The 19867-nt window shown below is 72.4% G+C and carries 17 protein-coding genes; 9 read left to right on the top strand and 8 right to left on the bottom strand.

Annotated elements, in window-relative coordinates; all coding sequences use genetic code 11:
- The first annotated feature begins 7 nt into the window (after positions 1-7).
- The 4 genes from ACFW22_RS02445 to ACFW22_RS02430 all read left to right on the top strand — a co-directional run bounded on the left by ACFW22_RS02445 (position 8) and on the right by ACFW22_RS02430 (position 3934).
- A complete protein-coding gene (locus ACFW22_RS02445) occupies positions 8-1702 on the top strand; it encodes an ATP-binding protein (RefSeq protein WP_386397682.1) in 1695 nt (564 codons plus the stop codon).
- Entirely contained in the window at positions 1699-2394 is a 696-nt protein-coding gene (locus tag ACFW22_RS02440) for a response regulator (protein WP_386397679.1), read from the top strand. The genes ACFW22_RS02445 and ACFW22_RS02440 overlap by 4 nt, the downstream gene beginning before the upstream one ends.
- 162 nt (positions 2395-2556) lie before the next feature.
- A complete protein-coding gene (locus ACFW22_RS02435; RefSeq protein WP_386398019.1) occupies positions 2557-3165 on the top strand; it encodes a helix-turn-helix domain-containing protein in 609 nt (202 codons plus the stop codon).
- A gap of 28 nt (positions 3166-3193) precedes the next feature.
- Positions 3194-3934 (top strand): tyrosine-protein phosphatase, encoded by a 741-nt coding sequence (locus tag ACFW22_RS02430; protein ID WP_386397676.1) that lies wholly within the window; start codon positions 3194-3196, stop codon positions 3932-3934.
- A 103-nt stretch (positions 3935-4037) separates the two neighbouring features.
- Here ACFW22_RS02430 and ACFW22_RS02425 read toward each other — a convergent pair whose 3' ends face one another.
- Positions 4038-4910, bottom strand: a complete 873-nt coding sequence (locus ACFW22_RS02425; RefSeq protein WP_386397673.1) for a class I SAM-dependent methyltransferase — start codon at positions 4908-4910, stop codon at positions 4038-4040.
- 135 nt (positions 4911-5045) lie between these two features.
- On the opposite strand from ACFW22_RS02425, the gene ACFW22_RS02420 reads away from it, so the two are divergent.
- The gene (locus ACFW22_RS02420; RefSeq protein WP_386397670.1) at positions 5046-5636 is read left to right on the top strand and encodes a TetR/AcrR family transcriptional regulator; all 591 of its coding nucleotides are present in this window, start codon (positions 5046-5048) and stop codon (positions 5634-5636) included.
- Positions 5637-5740: 104 nt separating this feature from the next.
- Here the strand turns inward: ACFW22_RS02420 and ACFW22_RS02415 are convergent, their stop codons facing one another.
- Both ACFW22_RS02415 and ACFW22_RS02410 read right to left on the bottom strand, forming a co-directional pair.
- Positions 5741-6145 (bottom strand): hypothetical protein, encoded by a 405-nt coding sequence (locus tag ACFW22_RS02415; RefSeq protein WP_386397667.1) that lies wholly within the window; start codon positions 6143-6145, stop codon positions 5741-5743.
- A gap of 242 nt (positions 6146-6387) precedes the next feature.
- A complete protein-coding gene (locus ACFW22_RS02410; protein ID WP_386397664.1) occupies positions 6388-7413 on the bottom strand; it encodes an ATP-dependent 6-phosphofructokinase in 1026 nt (341 codons plus the stop codon).
- Positions 7414-7714: 301 nt separating this feature from the next.
- Here ACFW22_RS02410 and pta point away from each other — a divergent pair, with 301 nt between their 5' ends.
- The 3 genes from pta (at position 7715) to pyk (ending at position 12692) form a co-directional block, all read left to right on the top strand.
- On the top strand, positions 7715-9850 hold the full coding sequence (gene pta / locus ACFW22_RS02405; RefSeq protein ID WP_386397662.1) for a phosphate acetyltransferase: 2136 nt from the start codon (positions 7715-7717) through the stop codon (positions 9848-9850).
- Complete coding sequence (locus ACFW22_RS02400) at positions 9847-11187, top strand: acetate/propionate family kinase (RefSeq protein WP_386397660.1); 1341 nt, start codon at positions 9847-9849, stop codon at positions 11185-11187. The genes pta and ACFW22_RS02400 overlap by 4 nt, the downstream gene beginning before the upstream one ends.
- A 74-nt stretch (positions 11188-11261) precedes the next feature.
- Positions 11262-12692 (top strand): pyruvate kinase, encoded by a 1431-nt coding sequence (gene pyk / locus ACFW22_RS02395; RefSeq protein WP_386397657.1) that lies wholly within the window; start codon positions 11262-11264, stop codon positions 12690-12692.
- Positions 12693-12827: 135 nt separating this feature from the next.
- Here pyk and ACFW22_RS02390 read toward each other — a convergent pair whose 3' ends face one another.
- From ACFW22_RS02390 to ACFW22_RS02375, 4 genes are all read right to left on the bottom strand, one after another.
- Positions 12828-14114 carry a hypothetical protein gene (locus ACFW22_RS02390; protein ID WP_386397654.1) on the bottom strand — a complete coding sequence of 429 codons (1287 nt, stop codon included), beginning with the start codon at positions 14112-14114 and terminating at the stop codon, positions 12828-12830.
- Positions 14104-14721: a DUF6114 domain-containing protein gene (locus tag ACFW22_RS02385; protein WP_386397652.1), complete on the bottom strand. Its 618-nt coding sequence runs from the start codon at positions 14719-14721 to the stop codon at positions 14104-14106. The genes ACFW22_RS02390 and ACFW22_RS02385 overlap by 11 nt, the downstream gene beginning before the upstream one ends.
- A 118-nt stretch (positions 14722-14839) precedes the next feature.
- Positions 14840-15505, bottom strand: coding sequence for a DUF6230 family protein (locus tag ACFW22_RS02380; protein ID WP_386397650.1), 666 nt, complete (start codon positions 15503-15505; stop codon positions 14840-14842).
- A gap of 604 nt (positions 15506-16109) precedes the next feature.
- On the bottom strand, positions 16110-17075 hold the full coding sequence (locus tag ACFW22_RS02375; RefSeq protein WP_386397647.1) for a tetratricopeptide repeat protein: 966 nt from the start codon (positions 17073-17075) through the stop codon (positions 16110-16112).
- Positions 17076-17396: 321 nt separating this feature from the next.
- Between ACFW22_RS02375 and ACFW22_RS02370 the strand changes: the two genes are divergently transcribed.
- The gene (locus tag ACFW22_RS02370) at positions 17397-18026 is read left to right on the top strand and encodes a TetR/AcrR family transcriptional regulator (protein ID WP_386397644.1); all 630 of its coding nucleotides are present in this window, start codon (positions 17397-17399) and stop codon (positions 18024-18026) included.
- A 70-nt stretch (positions 18027-18096) separates the two neighbouring features.
- Here the strand turns inward: ACFW22_RS02370 and ACFW22_RS02365 are convergent, their stop codons facing one another.
- Complete coding sequence (locus ACFW22_RS02365) at positions 18097-19797, bottom strand: methylmalonyl-CoA mutase (protein WP_386397642.1); 1701 nt, start codon at positions 19795-19797, stop codon at positions 18097-18099.
- Positions 19798-19867 lie beyond the last annotated feature (70 nt).

Below are 19867 nucleotides of genomic sequence, written 5' to 3'. Positions count from 1 at the left end.
TACCCGCATGCCCCTGCGCCTCCCCCGCCCCCGCAGCCTGGCCGGCCAGCTCTTCGCCATGCAGGTCGTGCTGGTGGCCCTCGTCGTCGCGGGGTGCGCGGTGTTCGCGTACGTCACGGACCGGGCGCAGGCGGAGGAGACCGCGCGGCGGCAGGCCACGGCGACCGCCGCCGCCGTCGCCGACTCCCCCTCCGTGCTCGCCGCGGCCCGCTCCGCCGACCCCACCGCCGTCCTCCAGCCCTACACGGAGTCGCTGCGCCGGCACGCGGGCGTCGCCTTCGTGGTGGTGATGGCCCCGGACGGCACCCGCTGGACGCATCCGGAACCGGATCAGATCGGCCGCACCTACCTCGGTCACATCGAGCAGGCCCGGCAGGGCCGGCTCTACTCCGAGACCCACCGGGGCGTCCTCGGCCCCTCCGTCCGGACGGTGGCGCCCGTCCTCGACGACGGCCGGGTCGTCGCCCTGGTCAGCGCGGGCATCACGATCGACGAGATCAGCGAGCAGGTGCGGGAACAGGTGACCGCCCTGCTCGTCACGGCGGGCGCGGCGCTGGTGCTCGGCGGCACGGGGACGTACGTGGTGAACGCCCGCCTGCGCCGCCACACGCACGGGATGAACGCCACCGAGCTGAGCCGGATGCACGACTACCACGAGGCCGCCCTGCACGCGGTCCGGGAGGGGCTCGTGATGCTCGACGGGCAGCGGCGGATCGCCCTGATCAACGACGGGGCGCGGGAGCTGCTCGCCCTGGACGAAGGGGTCGTCGGCCGCCCGGCCGCGGAACTCGGGCTGCCCGCTTCGCTGACCGGCGCGCTGCTGTCCTCGGAGCCGCGGGTGGACGAGACGCACCTGACGACCGAGCGGGTCCTCGTCGTCAACACCCGCCCGGTGGTGGGCGGAGAGCGGCGCGGCACCCTCGTGACGCTCCGGGACCGCACGGAACTCCAGGCGTTGTCAGGCGAGTTGGACTCCGAGCGGGGCTTCACCGAAGCGCTCCGCTCCCAGGCGCACGAGGCCGCGAACCGACTGCACACGGTCGTCTCGCTCATCGAACTGGGCCGGGTGGCGGAGGCGGTGGAGTTCGCGACGGCGGAGCTGGAACTCGCCCAGGCGCTCACCGACCGGGTGGTCGACTCGGTCGGCGAACCCGTCCTCGCGGCACTGCTGCTCGGCAAGGCGGCGCAGGCCAACGAGCGGGGCGTGGAACTGGTCCTCACCGAGGACAGCCACCTCGATGACGGTCGGGTGTCGACGGCGCTGCCCTCCCGGGACCTGGTGACGATCGTGGGCAACCTCATCGACAACGCCGTGGAAGCGGCGGGCGGAACCCCCCGGGCACGCGTGACGGTGACGGTCGCGGCCCGTGCGGGCGACGGCGAACTGCTGCTCCGGGTCGGCGACAGCGGCCCCGGCGTGCACCCCGCCGACCGGGAAGCGGTCCTCGGCCGCGGCTGGTCCACCCGGGGCCCCGGTCGCGGCCTCGGCCTGGCCCTGGTCGGCCAGGCGGTCACCCGGGCCTCGGGGACCCTGCACCTGGCGGACGCCGAGGAGGGCGGCGCGGAGTTCACCGTGCGGCTGCCGCTCCCCGCGGAGGCCGGGGGAACGGGGGCGCCGCCGGGGGACGGGCGCCCGGACGACGGGCGCCGTGCGTCCGTCGGGCCCGGTGCCGGCGTCACCGGCGCGGGGGTGGGCGCATGAGCTCCGCCCCCCTCCGGGTCCTGGTCGTCGAGGACGATCCCGTGGCGGCCGACGCCCATGCGCTCTACGCGGGCCGGGTCGAAGGGTTCACCGTCGTCGGGGTCGCCCACTCGCGGGCCGCCGCCGTACGGGCCCTCGACCGCGCACCGGTCGACCTGATCCTGCTCGACCTCTACCTGCCCGACGGCCACGGCCTCCAGCTGCTGCGGTCCCTGCGGGCCGCCGGGCACTCCGCCGACGTCATCGCCGTGACCTCCGCCCGCGACCTGGCGATCGTGCGCGAGGGCGTCTCCCTCGGCGTGGTCCAGTACGTCCTGAAGCCCTTCGCCTTCGCCACGCTCCGGGACAGGCTCGTGCGGTACGCCGAGTTCCGGGCGACGGCCGGGGAGGCCTCGGGGCAGGAGGAGGTGGACCGGGCGCTCGCCGCGCTCCGGGCCCCCCACGCCACCGCGCTCCCCAAGGGCCTGAGCGCGCCGACGCTCGAAGCGGTCACCCGCACCCTCCGGTCCGCCGCGACGGGACTGACCGCCGCCGGGGCGGGCACCGCCGTCGGGATCTCCCGGATCACCGCGCGCCGCTATCTGGAGCACCTGGTCACCGAGGGCCGCGCCGTGCGCGCCCCGCAGTACGGCCAGGTCGGACGTCCGGAGCTCCAGTACCGCTGGCTCGGCGGGCCGGCGCGCGGTCGCTGAGGCCCTTCGGTTACCCATCGGTTCCGACGTTCCTACGACCCCGCACGTTGGGGGAACGCACCGTAGCCAGCCGTCACCCTCCGCACCTACCGTGTCCGGGTGCACCAACCCTCCCCACCCTTCGACGCCCCGGCCGCCCGTCGCCTCCGCGAGGGCCTCGGCATGGTCCCCGGTCATGTCGCCTACGGCCTGCGCGCCCAGTACGGCATCCTCGTCGCCCCCGAAACCGTGGTCGCCTGGGAGCGCGGCCGGGCGATCCCCAACGAGCAGGAGCTCACCGCCCTCGCGGGCGTCCTGTGGTGCTCCCCCGCAGACCTGATCGCCGCCGCGTCCACGCTGCGCGAGCACCGGGTGGCGCGCGGGCTCGCCGCCGAGGAGCTGGCGCGCCTGGTGGGCGTGGCGGCCCACGCGTACCAGCGGATGGAGGACGAGGGCCGCTGGCGCGGCACCGAGCGCCAGACCGCCGCCCTCGCCGAGGTCCTCGGCCTCGATCCGCGCTCCCTCATCACCGCGACCGGGGGCGACGGCCGCCTCGCCGAACTGCTCCGCGACGCGGCCACCACCCGCTGGCAGGCCTATGTGAAACCGACGGTGAAGATGGTGCCGCTGCCCCGGCGGACCGTGGAGTCCGCGCTCCAACGGCTCCACTCGGAGTACCACGCCCGCATGGCGGCGACCAGCAGTTGGGGCGCCTCGGGGGCGACCGGTGAAGAGGGCCGCGTCTATCTGGACGGGATCATCGGCCACTTCTGGGCCGCCGTCGGCCCGTGACGGGGCACCGGCCCCCTAGATTGGCGCCGTGAGACGACACATACCCTTCGAACGACTCCACAACTTCCGTGATCTGGGCGGCTACCGGACCGCGAACGGCGGAACCGTGCGGTGGGCGACCCTCTACCGCGCCGACTCGCTCGGCAAGCTCGCGGACGCCGGTCCCGGCGATCTGGAGCGCTTCCGCGCACTGGGCGTGGGCACCGTGATCGACCTGCGCTACCCGTGGGAGATCGCGGCCAAGGGCCGCCTGCCGGAGAGCGAGGTCGCCGCCTGGCACAACCTCTCGATCGAGCACCGCCCCTACGACCAGGAGGCGATCGACCCGGCCCTGGACCCCTGGCGCCACCTCGCCGACCGGTTCGCCGAAGTGGCCGAGGACGGGACGGAGGAACTCCGCACGGCCCTGGAGCTGATCGCCGCCGCCGGGGAACCGCTCGTCTTCCACTGCGCCTCCGGCAAGGACCGCACGGGGCTGCTCGCCGCCGTCCTCCTCTCCCTCCTGGAGGTCCCGGACGAGGAGGTCCTCGCCGACTTCGCGCTCACCGAGCTGGCCACGGAGCGGCTGATCGCCGACTGGCGGGCGGCGCACCCGGGTCGGGAGCCCCGTTGGCCGGGCTACGGTCGGGCACCCGCCGAGGTGATCCGGTTGTTCCTGGCGGACCTGCGCGAGCGGTACGGCTCGGTGCACGGGTACGTCACCGGTCGCGTCGGTCTCGACCCCGCGGTGGTGACGGCGCTCAGGGACCGTCTGGTCGAAGCCGCGTAGCGGTGCTTCCTCGGCCTCCGTCGCGGAGCGGGTCTCCGCTCGGTGCGGAGGCGGACGGGTGCGACGGCCGGTGGCCGGTCGGCGCGTCCGGGCCGCCGGCCGCTCAGCCGGAGTGACCGGTCGCCGGCCCCGCCGGACGGTCCGCGGTGACCAGCCAGGACGTGCTGCGCAGCCGGACCGTGCCGTCCGGTGCCTCGTGGTTCCGCAGGTGGTCGGCGAGGGCGCGCCCGGCCCGCTCCCGTGCGGCCGGGTCGACCTGTTCCGTCCAGTGGCTGCCGGGCCCCGTGCCCAGCAGGAACTCCGCCGCGTCATCGGCTCCGTGCCCCCACGCCCCGTGCGCCTCGACCCGGTCGACGGCCGTGCCGGTGAATCCGGCCGCGGCGAGGAGGGCGCGGATCCGCTCCGGGAACGACAGGGAGAACATGCCGGGGAGCCCCGGCGTCCCGAAGTCGCCGACCGGCAGCACGTCGCGCAAGGACTCCATGGCCACCACCCAGTCGTTGAGGGAGGGCTCGGCAGGACAGACGAACGCCAGGCGCCCACCGGGGCGGAGCGCCCGACCGATGTTGCCGAAGGCGGCTTCGGGGTCGGAGAAGAACATCACCCCGTAGCGGCTGATCGCCGTGTCGAACGCGCCGGCTTCGAAGGGGTGCGTCTGGGCGTCCCCCTGGATGAACGCGGCATTGTCGATGCCCTCCCGCGCCGCCTGCGACCGCGCTTCGGCCAGCATGGGGCCGGACAGGTCGAGGCCCACGGCCCCGCCCCGGGGCGCCCGGAGGGCGGCGAGGCGCGTGGTCTGCCCGGCACCGCAGCCGATGTCGAGCGTCCGGTGGCCGTCGGTGATTCCGGCGGCGTCGAGCAGGGGCTGGTTGAAGCCCTCGTTCACGGCGTTCCACCGGTTCCGGTTGCGGGCCCACCGGACCCCCTCGGGACCGTTCCACGCTTGTGCCTGCTGGGTGTTGACGACGTGCGACACGACTTCCTCCTGATGGCACGACAGAGAATGGGCGCTTGCCCAAACAGTATGGGCAAGCGCCCGTACTGGCAATGGGCTTACGATCCCAAGGGCCGCGCCGCCCGTGGCGCCGGACTCCGGAGGGAAGAGAAGCCGATGTCACCCCGTGGTGTGGCAACGCCGGACGTGCGCGAGCGCCTGTTCGCGGCAGCGGAACGGATCGTGGAGAGGGACGGGCCGGGCGCACTCACCAGCCGGTCCGTGACCACCGAGGCGGGCTGCGCCAAGGGGCTGTTGCACGCACACTTCGCCGGGCTCGACGAGTTCGTGGCGGAACTCTGCCTCGACCGCTTCGCACGGACGGCGACCCGGGCACGAGCCCTGACGGAACTGACCGGGAAGGGCACGGTGGCCGGAAACCTCGACGCCGTCGTCCTGGCCCTCTTCGACCGCGGCGGACCGGCACTGTCCGGCCTCGCCCTGACGCGCCCCGCCGCCGCGCAGCGCTTCCGCGAGGCCATGGAAGGCGGCGCACCCGGCTTCGCCGCCGTCCAAGGGGCGGTGTCCGACTACCTGGAGGCCGAACGCGCCCTCGGCCGGGTGGCGAGCACCCTCGATCCACCCACCGTGGCCCTCGCCGTCGTGGGCACGGCCCACCACCTCCTGATGACCACCTGGCCCGGGGCGCCCGACCCGCGTCCGGCCGTCAAGCGTCTGGTGGCCGTGCTGGTGGAGGACGCCCGCTGATCCCTTCCTCGGGTCCGCACGCGCCCCACCACTCCTGCGGTCTCGGCGTCGGGGCGCTGGGACGTCGGGGCGCTGGGACGTCGGGGCGGCCCGGTGGTCGTCCTTCAGCCCCGTCGGTCGGAGCCGAAGGGGTGCCCGGCCTCCGCGACCGGCACGTACCCCCGGACGTCCACGGCGGTGCACGGCAGTGGGTGGACGCGGCCGGTGCGGATGCCGTGGCGCTCCCCCGGACAGAACCCGGTGTCGGCGCCCCGGACCCGGACGTGGCCGGGTGCGGGTGCCGGTGCGCCGGGGGTGCGCGGCGGGTGCCCGGCGTGGCCGTCCCGCAGGAAGGCGACGACGCTGATGCCGGCGAGCACCAGCGCGGCGAGGGCGATCAGCACGACGAGGGCGCGCCCCAGGCGGTGCCGGGGACCCGGCCGGACGGTGTCCGGGCCCTCCCGGAAGTCATCGGCGCCGGGCCACACGAGCGGCGGCCCGGTGGAGTCCCCTTCCTCCCCCGGCGTCATCGGCCCCCCCTTTCCGCCGAACGGGTTCGGGACGCGTCCGGGACGAGGTCCCAGCCTCGTGGATCGAGCGCCGGGGCTCAAGGACGGAATCCGACATTTCCCGGGGGCGGGGAGGGAGAAGGAGCCGCGCGGGTCCCGGGGCGCCTCCGGGAAGGTTCGGGTCGAAGGTCCTGCGGAAGGGGGCCGAGGTCCCGGCCGCCGGCAACCGGCCCGTCGGACGGGCCGGTGCCCCGGTCGACCGGCTAGAAGACCGACTCCGCCTCGCGCATGCGGTCCTCGGGGACCGTCTTCAGCCGGGTCACGGCATCGGCCAGCGGCACCATCTCGACGTTCGTTCCGCGCAGCGCCGTCATCTGGCCGAAGTCGCCGCGGTGCGCCGCCTCCACCGCGTGCCAGCCGAAGCGGGTGGCGAGCACCCGGTCGTACGCGGTCGGGGTGCCGCCTCGCTGGACGTGGCCGAGGATGACCGGGCGGGCCTCCTTGCCGAGGCGCCGCTCCAGCTCGACGGCGAGCTGGTTGCCGATGCCCTGGAAGCGCTCGTGACCGAACTGGTCGATCTCGCCCTTCTTGTAGTCCATGGAGCCCTCGGCCGGATGGGCTCCCTCGGCGACGCAGATGACGGCGAACTTCTTGCCTCGGGCGAAGCGCTCCTCGACCATCTTGACGAGGTCGTCGACCTCGAAGGGACGCTCGGGCAGGCAGATGCCGTGCGCGCCACCGGCCATGCCGGACTCCAGGGCGATCCAGCCGGCGTGGCGGCCCATCACTTCGACGACCATGACCCGCTGGTGGGACTCCGCGGTGGTCTTGAGGCGGTCCATGGCCTCGGTGGCGACGCCGACGGCGGTGTCGAAGCCGAAGGTGCGGTCCGTGGAGGAGATGTCGTTGTCGATCGTCTTCGGGACGCCGACCACGGGCATGCCGGCGTCGGAGAGCATCCGGGCGGCGGTCAGGGTGCCCTCGCCGCCGATCGGGATGAGGACGTCGATGCCGTACTTCCGGGCCAGGTCGGGGGCGGACTCCGCGGCCTCGCGGAGCCTGCTCCGCTCCAGGCGGGCCGAGCCGAGGATGGTGCCGCCACGGGCCAGGATGCCGCTGACGGCATTGAGGTCGAGGGGGCGGTAGTGGCCGTCGAGGAGCCCCTTGAAGCCGTCCTCGAAGCCGATGACCTCGTCGTCGTGGCCGGTCAGCGCCCGGTGCACGACCGACCGGATCACTGCGTTCAGGCCGGGGCAGTCTCCGCCTGCGGTGAGAACTCCGATGCGCATCCTGCTGTGTCTCCTGCTCGGTCGCGGTCCGTGATGGGTCACCGCAATTCTCACACGCCGGCCCTGGGGGGCCTGTTCCTCCGCACTCCGCGCGTCCTTCCCGGCGGCTGCGCGAAGGACTTTCGCCCCGTGTCGTCGGGCCCTTTGCCCGGCGGGCAACTGCACCATTGGCGGGGGTATTGTCAAGGGGGTAATGCCGCTCCATCGGGGCTTTCTGAGCGCTTTCGATTGACGCACGGGCCGCGCAAGTGCCGCGACGGCACCCCGGGGCCCTCCGCAGGACTGGACAGGAGACCACGGCGTGACGCGCAGCGTGTACGTGACCGGGATCGACCGCGGTGACGGCCGCCAGGTCGTCGAGCTGGGAGTCATGGAGCTCCTCACCCGCCAGGTGGACCGGGTGGGAGTGTTCCGCCCCCTGGTGCACGACGGCCCCGACCGGCTCTTCGACCTGCTGCGCGCCCGCTACCGGCTGTCCCAGGACCCCTCGACGGCCTACGGCATGGACTACCACCAGGCCTCCGCCCTCCAGGGGGAGCAGGGCACCGACGCACTGGTCTCCCGGATCGTCGACCGCTTCCACGCCGTCGCCCGCGACTACGAGGTCGTCCTCGTGCTCGGCACCGACTTCGCCGCCACCCAGCTCCCCGACGAGCTGGCGCTGAACGCACGCCTCGCGAACGAGTTCGGCGCCTCCGTCATCCCGGTGGTCGGCGGCAAGGGCCAGCCCTCCGAGTCCGTACGGGCCGAGGCGCGCAATGCCTTCCGGGCGTACGACGGGCTCGGCTGCGACGTACTGGCGATGGTCGTCAACCGCGTGGCCGCCGAGGACCGCGAGGTCATCGCCGAGCGGCTCGCGGCCCGGCTGCCCGTGCCCTGCTACGTCCTCCCCGACGAGCCGGCGCTCGCCGCGCCCACCGTCGCCCAGATCACCCAGGCGCTCGGGGCGACCGTCGTCCTCGGCGACGACGCGGGCCTGGCCCGGGACGCACTGGACTTCGTCTTCGGCGGCGCGATGCTCCCCAACTTCCTCCACGCACTGACCCCGGGCTGCCTCGTCGTCACCCCCGGGGACCGCGCCGACCTGGTCGTCGGCGCGCTCGCCGCGCACTCCGCCGGCACCCCGTCGATCGCCGGCCTGCTGCTCACCCTGAACGAGCGGCCCGGCGAGGAGGTCCTGACCCTGGCGGCCCGCCTCGCCCCCGGCACCCCGGTCATCTCCGTGCCCGGCACCAGCTTCCCGACCGCAGCCGAGCTCTTCTCGCTCGAAGGCAAGTTGAACGCCGCCACCCCGCGGAAGGCGGAAACCGCGCTCGGCCTCTTCGAACGGCACGTGGACACCACTGATCTCCTCAAGCGGATCTCGGTCGCGCGCAGCGGCCGGGTGACCCCGATGATGTTCGAGCACGTACTGCTCGAACAGGCCCGCGCCGACCGGCGCCGGGTGGTGCTCCCCGAGGGCGTCGAGGAGCGGGTGCTGCGCGCCGCCGACGTCCTGATCCGCCGCGGCGTCTGTGACCTGACGCTGCTCGGCGACGTCGAGACCATCCGCAAGAAGGCCGCCGACCTGAGCGTGGACCTCGCCGACACCCAGCTGATCGACCCCCAGACCTCCGAACTGCGCGACGCGTTCGCGGAGAAGTACGCGGCGCTGCGGGCCCACAAGGGCGTCACCGTCGAGCTCGCGTACGACGTCGTCTCCGACGTGAACTACTTCGGCACCCTGATGGTCGAGGAAGGCCTGGCCGACGGCATGGTCTCGGGGTCCGTGCACTCCACCGCGGCGACCATCCGTCCCGCCTTCGAGATCATCAAGACCAAGCCGGGGAACACCTCCCCCGGCGAAGCACCCGGAGGAGCCGCCATCGTCTCCTCGGTGTTCTTCATGTGCCTGGCCGACAAGGTCCTCGTCTACGGCGACTGCGCGGTCAACCCGGATCCGAACGCGGAGCAACTCGCGGACATCGCCGCCCAGTCCGCGGCCACCGCGGCCCGCTTCGGCGTGGAGCCGCGGATCGCGATGCTCTCGTACTCCACCGGCACCTCGGGCTCCGGCGTCGACGTCGACAAGGTGCGGGAGGCGACCAAGCTGGTCCGCGAGGCCCACCCGGAGCTGCGGATCGAGGGCCCGATCCAGTACGACGCGGCCGTCGAGCCGTCCGTCGCGGCGACGAAGCTGCCGGGCTCCGAGGTCGCCGGCCAGGCGACCGTGCTGATCTTCCCCGACCTCAATACCGGCAACAACACGTACAAGGCGGTGCAGCGTTCGGCCGGCGCCGTGGCCGTCGGCCCCGTCCTCCAGGGGCTGCGCAAGCCCGTGAACGACCTCTCGCGCGGCGCCCTCGTCAGCGACATCGTCAACACGGTCGCCATCACGGCGATCCAGGCCCAGGCCACCACCCCGACCGCCCACCAGGGTCAGGAGCTTCGCGGATGACCGCCCACCCGTCACCCACCCCCACCCCATCCGACGAGCCCAGCTCGACCCCCTCCAACAACCACCCGTCACCCACCCCCACCCCATCCGACGAGCCCGGCTCGACCCCCTCCAACCACCCGTCACCCACTCGTGTGCTCGTCCTGAACTCCGGCTCCTCGTCGGTGAAGTACCAGCTGCTCGACATGCGGGACGACGGTCGCCTGGCCCAAGGGCTCGTGGAGCGGATCGGCGAGGCGACCTCCCGGCTCGTGCACACCCCGCTGCAGGGCGGCGGCGCGAAGCGCGAGAAGACCGGACCGATCGCCGACCACGCGGCCGCGCTGAAGGCCGTGGCGGAGGAGCTGGCGACCGACGGTCTGGGGCTGGACTCCCCCGAACTGGCGGCGATCGGCCACCGGGTGGTGCACGGCGGGCTGCGGTTCACCGAACCGACGGTCATCGACGACGAGGTGCTCGCGGAGATCGAGCGGCTGGTGCCGGTGGCACCGCTGCACAACCCGGCGAACCTGACCGGCATCCGCACCGCGACGGCCCTGCGGCCCGACCTCCCCCAGGTGGCGGTCTTCGACACCGCCTTCCACACCACGATGCCGGAGTCGGCGGCACGGTACGCGATCGACGTGGAGACCGCCGACGCGCACCGGATCCGCCGGTACGGCTTCCACGGCACCTCGCACGCGTACGTCTCGCGGGAGGCCGCGCGGCTGCTCGGCAAGGAACCCGAGGAGGTGAACGTGATCGTGCTGCACCTGGGGAACGGCGCCTCGGCGTCGGCGGTGCGCGGCGGCCGGTGCGTGGACACCTCGATGGGCCTGACCCCGCTGGAAGGCCTGGTCATGGGCACCCGCTCGGGTGACGTCGACCCGGCGGTGACCTTCCACCTCAAGCGGGTGGCGGGCATGTCGACGGACGAGATCGACGTCCTGCTGAACAAGAAGTCCGGCCTGGTGGGACTCTGCGGCGACAACGACATGCGGGAGATCCGCCGCCGGATCGACGAGGGCGACCAGCGGGCGGCGCTCGCCTTCGAGATCTACGTCCACCGGCTGAAGAAGTACATCGGTGCGTACTACGCGGTGCTCGGTCGGGTGGACGCGGTGGTGTTCACGGCGGGCGTCGGCGAGAACGCGGCCCCGGTGCGGGAAGCTGCGATCGCGGGCCTCGAAGAGCTGGGGCTCGCGGTGGACGCGGAGCTGAACTCCGTGCGGTCCGACGAGGCCCGGATCGTCTCGCCGGTCTACGCGCGGGTGGCGGTCGCCGTGGTGCCGACGGACGAGGAGCTGGAGATCGCCCGACAGAGCTACGCACTGGTGCACGAAGAAGTGAACGCCTGAGCGGACCCGCGCCCATTTGTACTTTCCGCCAGCCGGAATATTCCGCAGTGAAACAAACCGATAGGATCCGCCTCATGCGCCGTTCCAAAATCGTCTGCACGCTGGGCCCCGCCGTCGACTCGTATGAGCAGCTGAAGGCTCTCATCGAGGCCGGTATGAACGTGGCCCGATTCAACTTCAGCCACGGGTCCCAGGCGGAGCACCAGGAGCGGTACGACCGCGTCCGGCAGGTCTCCGCGGACACCGGGCGCGCCGTCGGCGTCCTCGCCGACCTCCAGGGCCCGAAGATCCGCCTGGAGACCTTCGCCGAGGGACCGGTCGAGCTGGTGCGCGGTGACGAGTTCACCATCACCACCGAGGACGTCCCCGGCGACAAGTCGATCTGCGGCACCACCTACAAGGGCCTGCCCGGCGACGTCTCCAAGGGCGACCAGGTGCTGATCAACGACGGCAACGTCGAGCTGCGGGTGGTCGAGGTCGACGGCCCCCGCGTCAAGACCATCGTCGTCGAGGGCGGCGTCATCTCCGACCACAAGGGCATCAACCTGCCCGGCGCGGCGGTGAACGTCCCGGCCCTGTCCGAGAAGGACGTCGACGACCTCCGCTTCGCCCTGCGGATGGGCTGCGACATGGTCGCCCTCTCCTTCGTCCGCGACGCCGACGACGTCAAGGACGTCCACAAGGTGATGGACGAGGAGGGCCGTCGGGTCCCCGTCATCGCGAAGGTCGAGAAGCCGCAGGCTGTGGAGAACATGGCCGATGTCGTCGCCGCCTTCGACGCCGTCATGGTGGCCCGCGGTGACCTCGCGGTCGAGTACCCGCTGGAGAAGGTCCCGATGGTGCAGAAGCGCCTGGTGGAGCTCTGCCGCCGGAACGCCAAGCCGGTCATCGTCGCCACCCAGATGATGGAGTCGATGATCACCAACTCGCGGCCCACCCGCGCCGAGGCGAGCGACGTCGCCAACGCGATCCTGGACGGCGCCGACGCGGTCATGCTGTCGGCCGAGTCCTCGGTCGGCGCGTACCCGATCGAGACCGTGAAGACGATGTCCAAGATCGTCGCCGCGGCCGAGGAGGAGCTGCTCTCCAAGGGCCTCCAGCCCTTGGTCCAGGGCAAGAAGCCGCGCACCCAGGGCGGTTCGGTCGCCCGTGCGGCCTGCGAGATCGCGGACTTCCTCGGCGGCAAGGCGCTCGTCGCCTTCACCCAGTCCGGCGACACCGCCCGCCGCCTCTCGCGCTACCGCGCGGAGCAGCCGATCCTCGCCTTCACCACGGACGAGGGCACCCGCAACCAGCTCACCCTGAGCTGGGGCGTCGAGCCCTTCCTGGTGCCGCACGTCGACAACACCGACGCGATGGTCGACCTCGTGGACGCCGAGCTCCTCAAGCTCCAGCGCTACGGCGAGGGCGACACCATGATCATCACGGCCGGCTCGCCCCCCGGCGTCCCCGGCACCACGAACATGGTCCGCGTCCACCACCTCGGCGGCAACAAGCAGGGCTGACGGTCCCGCAGGACGCACGACGACGGGCCGCACTCCCTCGGGAAGAGGGGGTGCGGCCCGCTGCGCGTCGCGGCCCGGCACCGTCCCGGGTGACCGGCCCCGACGCCCTGCGGCTCCCGGAGGGGTCCTTCGGGGTCAGCTGGGCTCGATCGTGTTGCGGAGGCCGGGGATCTTCAGGGTGCCGCCGAACTGGCCCGCCTGGCGCAGCTTCACGTTGGTGAAGAAGGCGAAGGGGACGTCCAGCGGGGGCGGGGACTCGGGGCCGAAGGTGATCGGGATGAGGCCGAAGAGGTTGCCCTTCAGCTCCTCCGTGTACATGGTCACCGTGCCGTTGCGGATGGTCGAGGTCGAGCCCCTGTTCGAGCGGACGTGCGCGGTGCGCCCCTCGGAGTGGTCCGTCAGCTGGTGCAGGTCCTTGATGTCCACCGAGCTCGCGGTGAACTTCAGCACCTTCTTGATCTTTCCGCTGCCGGTCTTCACCTCGACGATGCCGTGGTAGTCCAGGCCGCTCAGGGTGAGCAACGAGCTCTCCAGGCGCCAGGGCTCGTCCGGCAGCAGCGGGATGCCCGGCTCCAGCTCGGCGTCGGCGAGCGCCTGCGCGTCGAGTTCGGGGCACGGGAAGCGCGGCTTGGCCCCGTCGGGTATGTCCGTGTCCTGCCTGGCTTCGAGCCCCTGGGCGCTCTCCGGAAGCTCCTCGACCGTGGCGCCGGCCCGGGCGGCGGCCTCCTTGATCGCCGCCTTCGTCTGCTCCGCGGCCGGGTCCGTCGCCCCCTTCGGCCGGGTGGAAGCGGTCGCGGTCGGTGCCGCGGTTTCCGGAGCCTCTTCCTCGGGGGCCTCCGTCGGCTGCGGGGCGCTCGTCGTGGGGGCCGCCGTCGGCTCGGCCGTGGCGGTCGGTTCCGGGTCGAGGCCGTGGAAGAGGTCCTTGAGGGCGTCGCCCAGGCCCAGCGGGTCCAGCGGGTTCACGGACTTGGTGGGCGAGGGGGTGACGGCCGGGGCGGTGGTGGCCGTCGCCTGCCGGGGCTCCGGGGCGATCGCCTCGGGCTGCGTGGCGGTGGGCGCCGGGGTCGCGGTGGCGGACGGCGTGGCGGTCGCGGGCGCCGAGGGGGTGCCGGTCGGCTGGGCGGTCGGCTCGGAGGTGGCCGTGGCGGTGGGCTCGGCCGTCGGCCTCGCGGTCTCCGTCTCCTCCGCTGCCGGCTCGTCCGAGCGGGTCACGCAGGGGCCGGGGGCGAAGGGGATCTCCTTGTCGTCGGCGAGGGCGAGCCTGGGCGTGAGGCCCATGCCCACGAACACGGCGGTCGGCATGGCGGCCAGTGCCATCGCCTTCCCCGCGGGGCCCTGGATCCTGTTCAGCAGCGACTTGCGCGGGGCCGCGTGTCGCGGGCCCCCCTTCGCGAGCGCCGGCTGGCTCTCGTCACCCCGCACTGTTCCTCCCGCCCTTGGCGTCGGTCGTGGTTTCGGTCTCCCGGTGCTCCGCTTCGCGCTGCTCCGGGACCACGGCCGCGGGTACGGCCTCGACCTCGGGTTCGACCCGGGGTGCGTCCGGAGCCGGGTGCTCGGCACCGGCCTCGGGCTGCGCACCGGGCTCGGCCGGAACGTCCGACCGGTCGTCGTGCTCCGCTTCCGCGTGCTCCTCGACCGGGGGCGCGGGCGCCCAGGAAGCGGACATGGCGCCTCCGACGAGGGCGAACAGGAATCCGACGAGGAAGCCGCCGAAGTTCGACACCGGGATGGAGACGAGGGCCAGCACGATGGAGGCGACGCCCGCGAAGACCCGGACGACGGGCTGGAACCACATCGTCAGGCCGAGCGTGACCAGCAGGACGCCGATGATCAGTGCCCCGGCTCCGGCGGTCGTCTGCATGGCGAGCGTGACGTTGCCGAGCCGCATGTCACCGTACGGGAGGTAGGCGATCGGCAGGCCGCCGATCATCGTGAACAGTCCCGCCCAGAAGGGCCTGGTCTGCCGCCAGACCTTGAACCGGTTCTCCTTTACGGGGACTTCGCGGGAGGCGGGGATCTCGGCGCTCATGGAACAGCTCCCTGGAAGCGGTGTTGCTGAGAAGGTTGAAGACGAAGGACCCGGCGGGTGGGGCCGCACGCGGCGGCCCCACCCTCCGGACGGATCGGTCCTGGCGGACCGGCCGGTCCTAGTAGCACTCGGCAGACGTGCCCCGGTGCAGGGAGAGGTGCAGGTCGGGGAGCTTGAAGGTGCCGGCCGTGGTGGCCCACGCCTTCTGCTCCACGTTGCTCAGCGTCGCCTGGTCGGCGCGCTGACCGAAGCCGTACGGGTTGGCCTGGGTGTTGGGCTGGATGCCCGGCTTGCCCGGCGACTTCGCGAGGGCACCGGCGGCGACGCCGATGTCGATGTTCTTGAACTCGGCGTCGGTCTTGAGCTCGGAGACATCGAGGTAGATGCCCTTCGCGTAGACCTTGTCCTCGTCCTTGCCGGTCTTGACGGCCTCGGTGCCGGCCTCCAGGCGGAGGGTGACGTCACCGATGAACGGCACCTTCGGCGTGACGACCGACTGGCACATGTTCGTGATCCAGGCCTCGGAGAAGCCGGACACGGCCACCGGGGCGGCGAAGTCCTTGCCCTCGAGGTCCTTGCCCGCGTCCACGCTGCCGTACTGGACGAAGTCCTTGCCGACGAGGCTGTTGGCCTTAACCTTGAATTCCTGGCCGGAGATGCTGAAGGACGCGGCGAGCGCGCCCTGGGCCAGGCCGACACCGATCGCGGCCGTCGCGGCCACGCTCGGGACCATGACGACGGCGAACCGCTTCCACCGGGTCCCGCCACGAATCTGGGACTTCATGAGAATTCCTCCTTCTCGGACGTACATCTCCGGAAGGGCCCGGGGCCCGTCCAGGGATGGGAGAAGAGCTACGTCCTCGGGAAGGAGAGCGCCGAGGTGTCAGGCGGCGCGTGCGCGTCCGAATCACCGGCGATCACCCCCGAGCGACAACCATGGGCCGTGCCTTCGGGCGCGACCCGTTGCGGACAGGCCCCGTTCGGTGAGAGCGGGAACCCCCCTGTCCACGACCGGTGCCGGAACACCGGTCCACTCGGTGGGGACCCTCCCCGCGATCCCGGGTGGTTGCCGGGGTCGTGCGGTTCGGACCGAGCGTCGCCGATCGTGGTCCATTCCGGGCCCCCGCACAAGAGGGTTCGTTACTCACTAGTAACGGGTGGATAACCGCGTCATGGCGGGGAGGGGCCGAACGGACACTCAGGGTGCGAGGGGATGACCGTCGATGTCAGCAGATAGGCCGACGAATCGGGACGGAACCGCGGGTTTGATTTACTGCAAGTAACAGCGGCCGCGATTACCAAGTTTTGGTAAAGCGCGGCCGCCTTCTGTCACTCTGTCGCCAAATCGCCAGGCGATCCGGCACCCCGCCGGGGGGTTCGGAAACGGATCAGAACAGCACTCGGGCGAGGGCCTGTCGGGCCGCCGTGACCCGCGGGTCCTCGGCGCCGATCACCTCGAACAGCTCCAGCAGGCGCAGTCGGGCGGCGTTCCGCTCCTCGCCCGCCGTGCGGCGCACGGTCTCCACGAGGCGCCCGAAGGCGTCCTGGACGTGGCCGCCCACCAGATCGAGGTCGGCGGCGGCGATCTGCGCGGCGACGTCCGCCGGGGCGTCCGCCGCGTTCTTGCGGACGACGGCGGGGTCCAAGCCCTGCACCCGCTGGAGGAGTTCGGCCTGGGCGAGGCCGAGCTTGGCCTCCGGGTGGGCCGGGTCGTCGGCGAGGACGTTCTCGTACGCCTGCACGGCGCCGGCCAGGTCACCCGCGTCGAGCGCGGACATGGCCGCCGTGAGGAGCGCGTCGTACGGGCCGGCCTGCGGCGCGACCGGGGCCGCGGCACCGGCCTGGGCGTCCACGGCGATGCCGGTGAGGCCGAAGCGCTCCTCGCCGACCTGGATGAGCTGGTCGAGGGTCTCGCGGATCTGGGCCTCGGGCACGGCGCCCTGGAACAGCGGCAGGGCCTGACCGGCGACCACCGCGAAAACGGCCGGAATTCCCTGGATGCCGAACTGCTGCATCAGCATCTGATTGGCGTCGACGTCGATCTTCGCGAGCAGGAAGCGGCCGTGGTACTCGACGGCGAGCCGCTCCAGGAGGGGGCCGAGCTGCTTGCAGGGCTCACACCACTCGGCCCAGAAGTCGAGGACGACCGGAACCTCGGCCGAGCGCTGGAGCACGTCGCGCTCGAAGCCGGCCTCGTCGACGTCGATCACCAGGGCCGACGGGGGCACGGCGGCGGGGCCGCCCTGCCGGGCGGACTCGGCGCGCGCCTGCTCCGCCTTCGCCTTGGCCTCTCCGGCCGCCTTCACCGCGGCGAGGTCGACGACGCCGCTCATGGACATGTTTCGGGGCTGCATGGATACATCCTCCCCCTTCCGCGCACGTCACCGGTACGTCATGGCTGAACCGTGCCGTCCACCCGCCTCCGCCGGAGCGGAAGCACGCGGACGGCACGGCCCCTCGTCTTCGGTTCGCACCGGGTCCCCACCCGGCGCTGGAACCGGGTCCCCACCCGGTGCCGTGGTTGTCGCTCAGGCCGCTCAATGCCTTTCGCTACGGGTCGTAGCGTAACTCCACCGGGGGATCCGGGGGGAGGTCGCCGGTGCGATCCGGGTGGTGAACTGGCTCACATCGCGCACCCCTGGCGCACTACCTACTGACGGGTATGGTCGCTTTCCATGTGCAGCCGTACCCACCAGCGCAGGAGCCGTACCGGACGTCCCCGCTCCACCGAGGCCGACACGGCCATCCTGGAGGCGACCCGCGCGGCCCTGGTGGAACTGGGCTGGTCCAAGCTCACGATGGGGGACGTGGCCGGCCGCGCCGGGGTCGCGAAGACCACGCTCTACCGCCGCTGGGCCAACAAGAACGAGCTCGTGGTGGACGCCGTCGCCGTCCTCTTCGACGAGCTCGAACTGCCCGATCTGGGCTCCCTGCAGGCCGACATCGAGCACGTCGTGCTCCAGTTCGCGGCGCTCCTGGAGCGGCCCGAGACGAAGACGGCGCTGATGGCGGTGGTCGCCGAGTCGACCCGGGACGAGCCGCTGCGCGAACGCATCCGCTCCTCGATCGTCGACCGTCAGAAGCGCCTGGTCCTGGCGGGCCGCAGGCGGGCGCAGCAGCGCGGCGAGCTCCCGCCGGACCTCGGTCCGGTCGCCGCCACCGACGACCTGATCTTCGACGTCGTCGCGGGGGCGGTGGTGCACCGCGCGCTGGTCAGCGCCGAACCGGTGGACGCCCCCTGGGCGGCCCGCCTCTCGGCCCTCCTCCTCGGCGGCCTGGGCGCGGCCGCGACGGCCGGCGGCTGAACGGGCGCCGGCCGAACGGGCGGCAAGCGGGAGTTCCCGCACCGCCGCCCGCCGCCGTCCTCGGAGCGGATCAGAAGCCCGGGGGCTCCGTGTAGACGCCCCACTCGTCGCGGAGGGCGTCGCAGATCTCGCCGAGCGTGGCTTCGGCGCGCACGGCCTCCAGCATCGGGCCGATCATGTTCGAGCCGTCGCGGGCCGCCGCCAGCATCGCGTCGAGCGAGGCGCGGACCTCGGCGTCGTCCCGGCGCTCCTTGCGCTCGCCGAGGATGCGGACCTGTTCCCACTCGACCTCGTGGCTGACCCGCAGGATCTCCAGGTCGCCGGTGACCGAGCCGTGGTGGACGTTGACGCCGACGACCCGCTTCTCGCCCTTCTCCAGGGCCTGCTGGTAGCGGAAGGCGGACTCGGCGATCCGGCCGGTGAACCAGCCGTCCTCGATCCCGCGCAGGATGCCGGAGGTGATCGGGCCGATCGGGTGCCGCCCGTCCGGGTGTGCCCGGCGACCGCGTTCCTTGATCTGCTCGAAGACCTTCTCGGCGTCGGCCTCGATGCGGTCGGTGAGCTGCTCGACGTACCAGGAGCCGCCGAGCGGGTCGGCGACGTGGGCGACGCCGGTCTCCTCCATGAGCACCTGCTGGGTGCGGAGCGCGATCTCGGCGGCCTGCTCGCTGGGGAGCGCGAGGGTCTCGTCGAGGGCGTTGGTGTGGAGGGAGTTGGTGCCGCCGAGCACGGCGGAGAGCGCCTCGACGGCGGTCCGCACCACGTTGTTGTACGGCTGCTGGGCGGTGAGGGAGACACCGGCGGTCTGGGTGTGGAAGCGGAGCCACTGGGCCTTGTCGGTCGTGGCGCCGTACACCTCCTTCATCCACCGCGCCCAGATCCGGCGGGCGGCGCGGAACTTGGCGATCTCCTCGAAGAAGTCGAGGTGCGCGTCGAAGAAGAAGGAGAGGCCGGGCGCGAAGACGTCGACGTCGAGGCCGCGGGAGAGCCCGAGCTCCACGTAGCCGAAGCCGTCGGCCAGGGTGTACGCGAGCTCCTGTGCGGCCGTCGCCCCGGCCTCGCGGATGTGGTAGCCGGAGACGGAGAGCGGCTTGTACGCGGGGATGTTCGCCGCGCAGTGCTCCATCAGGTCGCCGATGAGGCGCAGATGGGGCTCGGGCTCGAAGAGCCACTCCTTCTGCGCGATGTACTCCTTGAAGATGTCGGTCTGGAGCGTGCCGTTGAGCACGGCCGGGTCGACGCCCTGGCGCTCGGCGGCGACCAGGTACATGCAGAAGGCCGGGACGGCGGGCCCGGAGATCGTCATGGACGTCGTGACGTCCCCGAGCGGGATGTCCTTGAAGAGGACCTCCATGTCGGCGGCGGAGTCGACGGCGACGCCGCAGTGGCCGACCTCGCCGAGGGAGCGGGGGTCGTCGGAGTCTCGCCCCATCAGGGTGGGCATGTCGAAGGCGACGGAGAGGCCGCCGCCACCGGCGGCCAGGATCATCTTGTACCGCTCGTTGGTCTGCTCGGCGTTGCCGAAGCCGGCGAACTGGCGGATGGTCCAGGTCCGGCCGCGGTAGCCGGTCGGGTGGAGGCCCCGGGTGAAGGGGTACTCGCCGGGCCAGCCGATGCGCTCGAACCCCTCGTAGGAGTCACCGGGCCGGGGCCCGTAGACGGGCTCGACGGCGTCGCCGGAGAGCGTGGTGAAGTCGGACTCCCGCTTGTGAGCCTTGTCGTAACGGGCCTGCCAGCGACGGCGGCCTTCCTCGATGGCGTCAGCGTCCATGTCTTCAAATTTACTAGGACGTCCTAGTAAGTGTCGACGGGAAACCTCCGCACCTGCGTGCGGAGGTGGG

The sequence above is a fragment of the Streptomyces sp. NPDC058872 genome (assembly GCF_042743065.1).
Taxonomy (GTDB): Bacteria; Actinomycetota; Actinomycetes; order Streptomycetales; family Streptomycetaceae; genus Streptomyces.
The sequence above is the reverse complement of the archived record's forward strand: the minus strand, read 5'-3'. Positions and strand labels throughout refer to the sequence as shown.

Excerpts from the sequence above, each read along its gene's own strand:
- ACFW22_RS02400 (WP_386397660.1), top strand. The coding sequence starts at position 9,847 with ATGACCGCCCACCCGTCACCCACCCCCACCCCATCCGACGAGCCCAGC.
- ACFW22_RS02415 (WP_386397667.1), bottom strand. The coding sequence starts at position 6,145 with ATGACGCCGGGGGAGGAAGGGGACTCCACCGGGCCGCCGCTCGTGTGG.
- ACFW22_RS02420 (WP_386397670.1), top strand. The coding sequence starts at position 5,046 with ATGTCACCCCGTGGTGTGGCAACGCCGGACGTGCGCGAGCGCCTGTTC.
- pyk (WP_386397657.1), top strand. The coding sequence starts at position 11,262 with ATGCGCCGTTCCAAAATCGTCTGCACGCTGGGCCCCGCCGTCGACTCG.
- ACFW22_RS02375 (WP_386397647.1), bottom strand. The coding sequence starts at position 17,075 with ATGCAGCCCCGAAACATGTCCATGAGCGGCGTCGTCGACCTCGCCGCG.
- ACFW22_RS02385 (WP_386397652.1), bottom strand. The coding sequence starts at position 14,721 with ATGAGCGCCGAGATCCCCGCCTCCCGCGAAGTCCCCGTAAAGGAGAAC.
- ACFW22_RS02445 (WP_386397682.1), top strand. The coding sequence starts at position 8 with ATGCCCCTGCGCCTCCCCCGCCCCCGCAGCCTGGCCGGCCAGCTCTTC.
- ACFW22_RS02440 (WP_386397679.1), top strand. The coding sequence starts at position 1,699 with ATGAGCTCCGCCCCCCTCCGGGTCCTGGTCGTCGAGGACGATCCCGTG.
- ACFW22_RS02380 (WP_386397650.1), bottom strand. The coding sequence starts at position 15,505 with ATGAAGTCCCAGATTCGTGGCGGGACCCGGTGGAAGCGGTTCGCCGTC.
- ACFW22_RS02410 (WP_386397664.1), bottom strand. The coding sequence starts at position 7,413 with ATGCGCATCGGAGTTCTCACCGCAGGCGGAGACTGCCCCGGCCTGAAC.
- ACFW22_RS02370 (WP_386397644.1), top strand. The coding sequence starts at position 17,397 with ATGTGCAGCCGTACCCACCAGCGCAGGAGCCGTACCGGACGTCCCCGC.
- ACFW22_RS02365 (WP_386397642.1), bottom strand. The coding sequence starts at position 19,797 with ATGGACGCTGACGCCATCGAGGAAGGCCGCCGTCGCTGGCAGGCCCGT.
- ACFW22_RS02435 (WP_386398019.1), top strand. The coding sequence starts at position 2,557 with ATGGTCCCCGGTCATGTCGCCTACGGCCTGCGCGCCCAGTACGGCATC.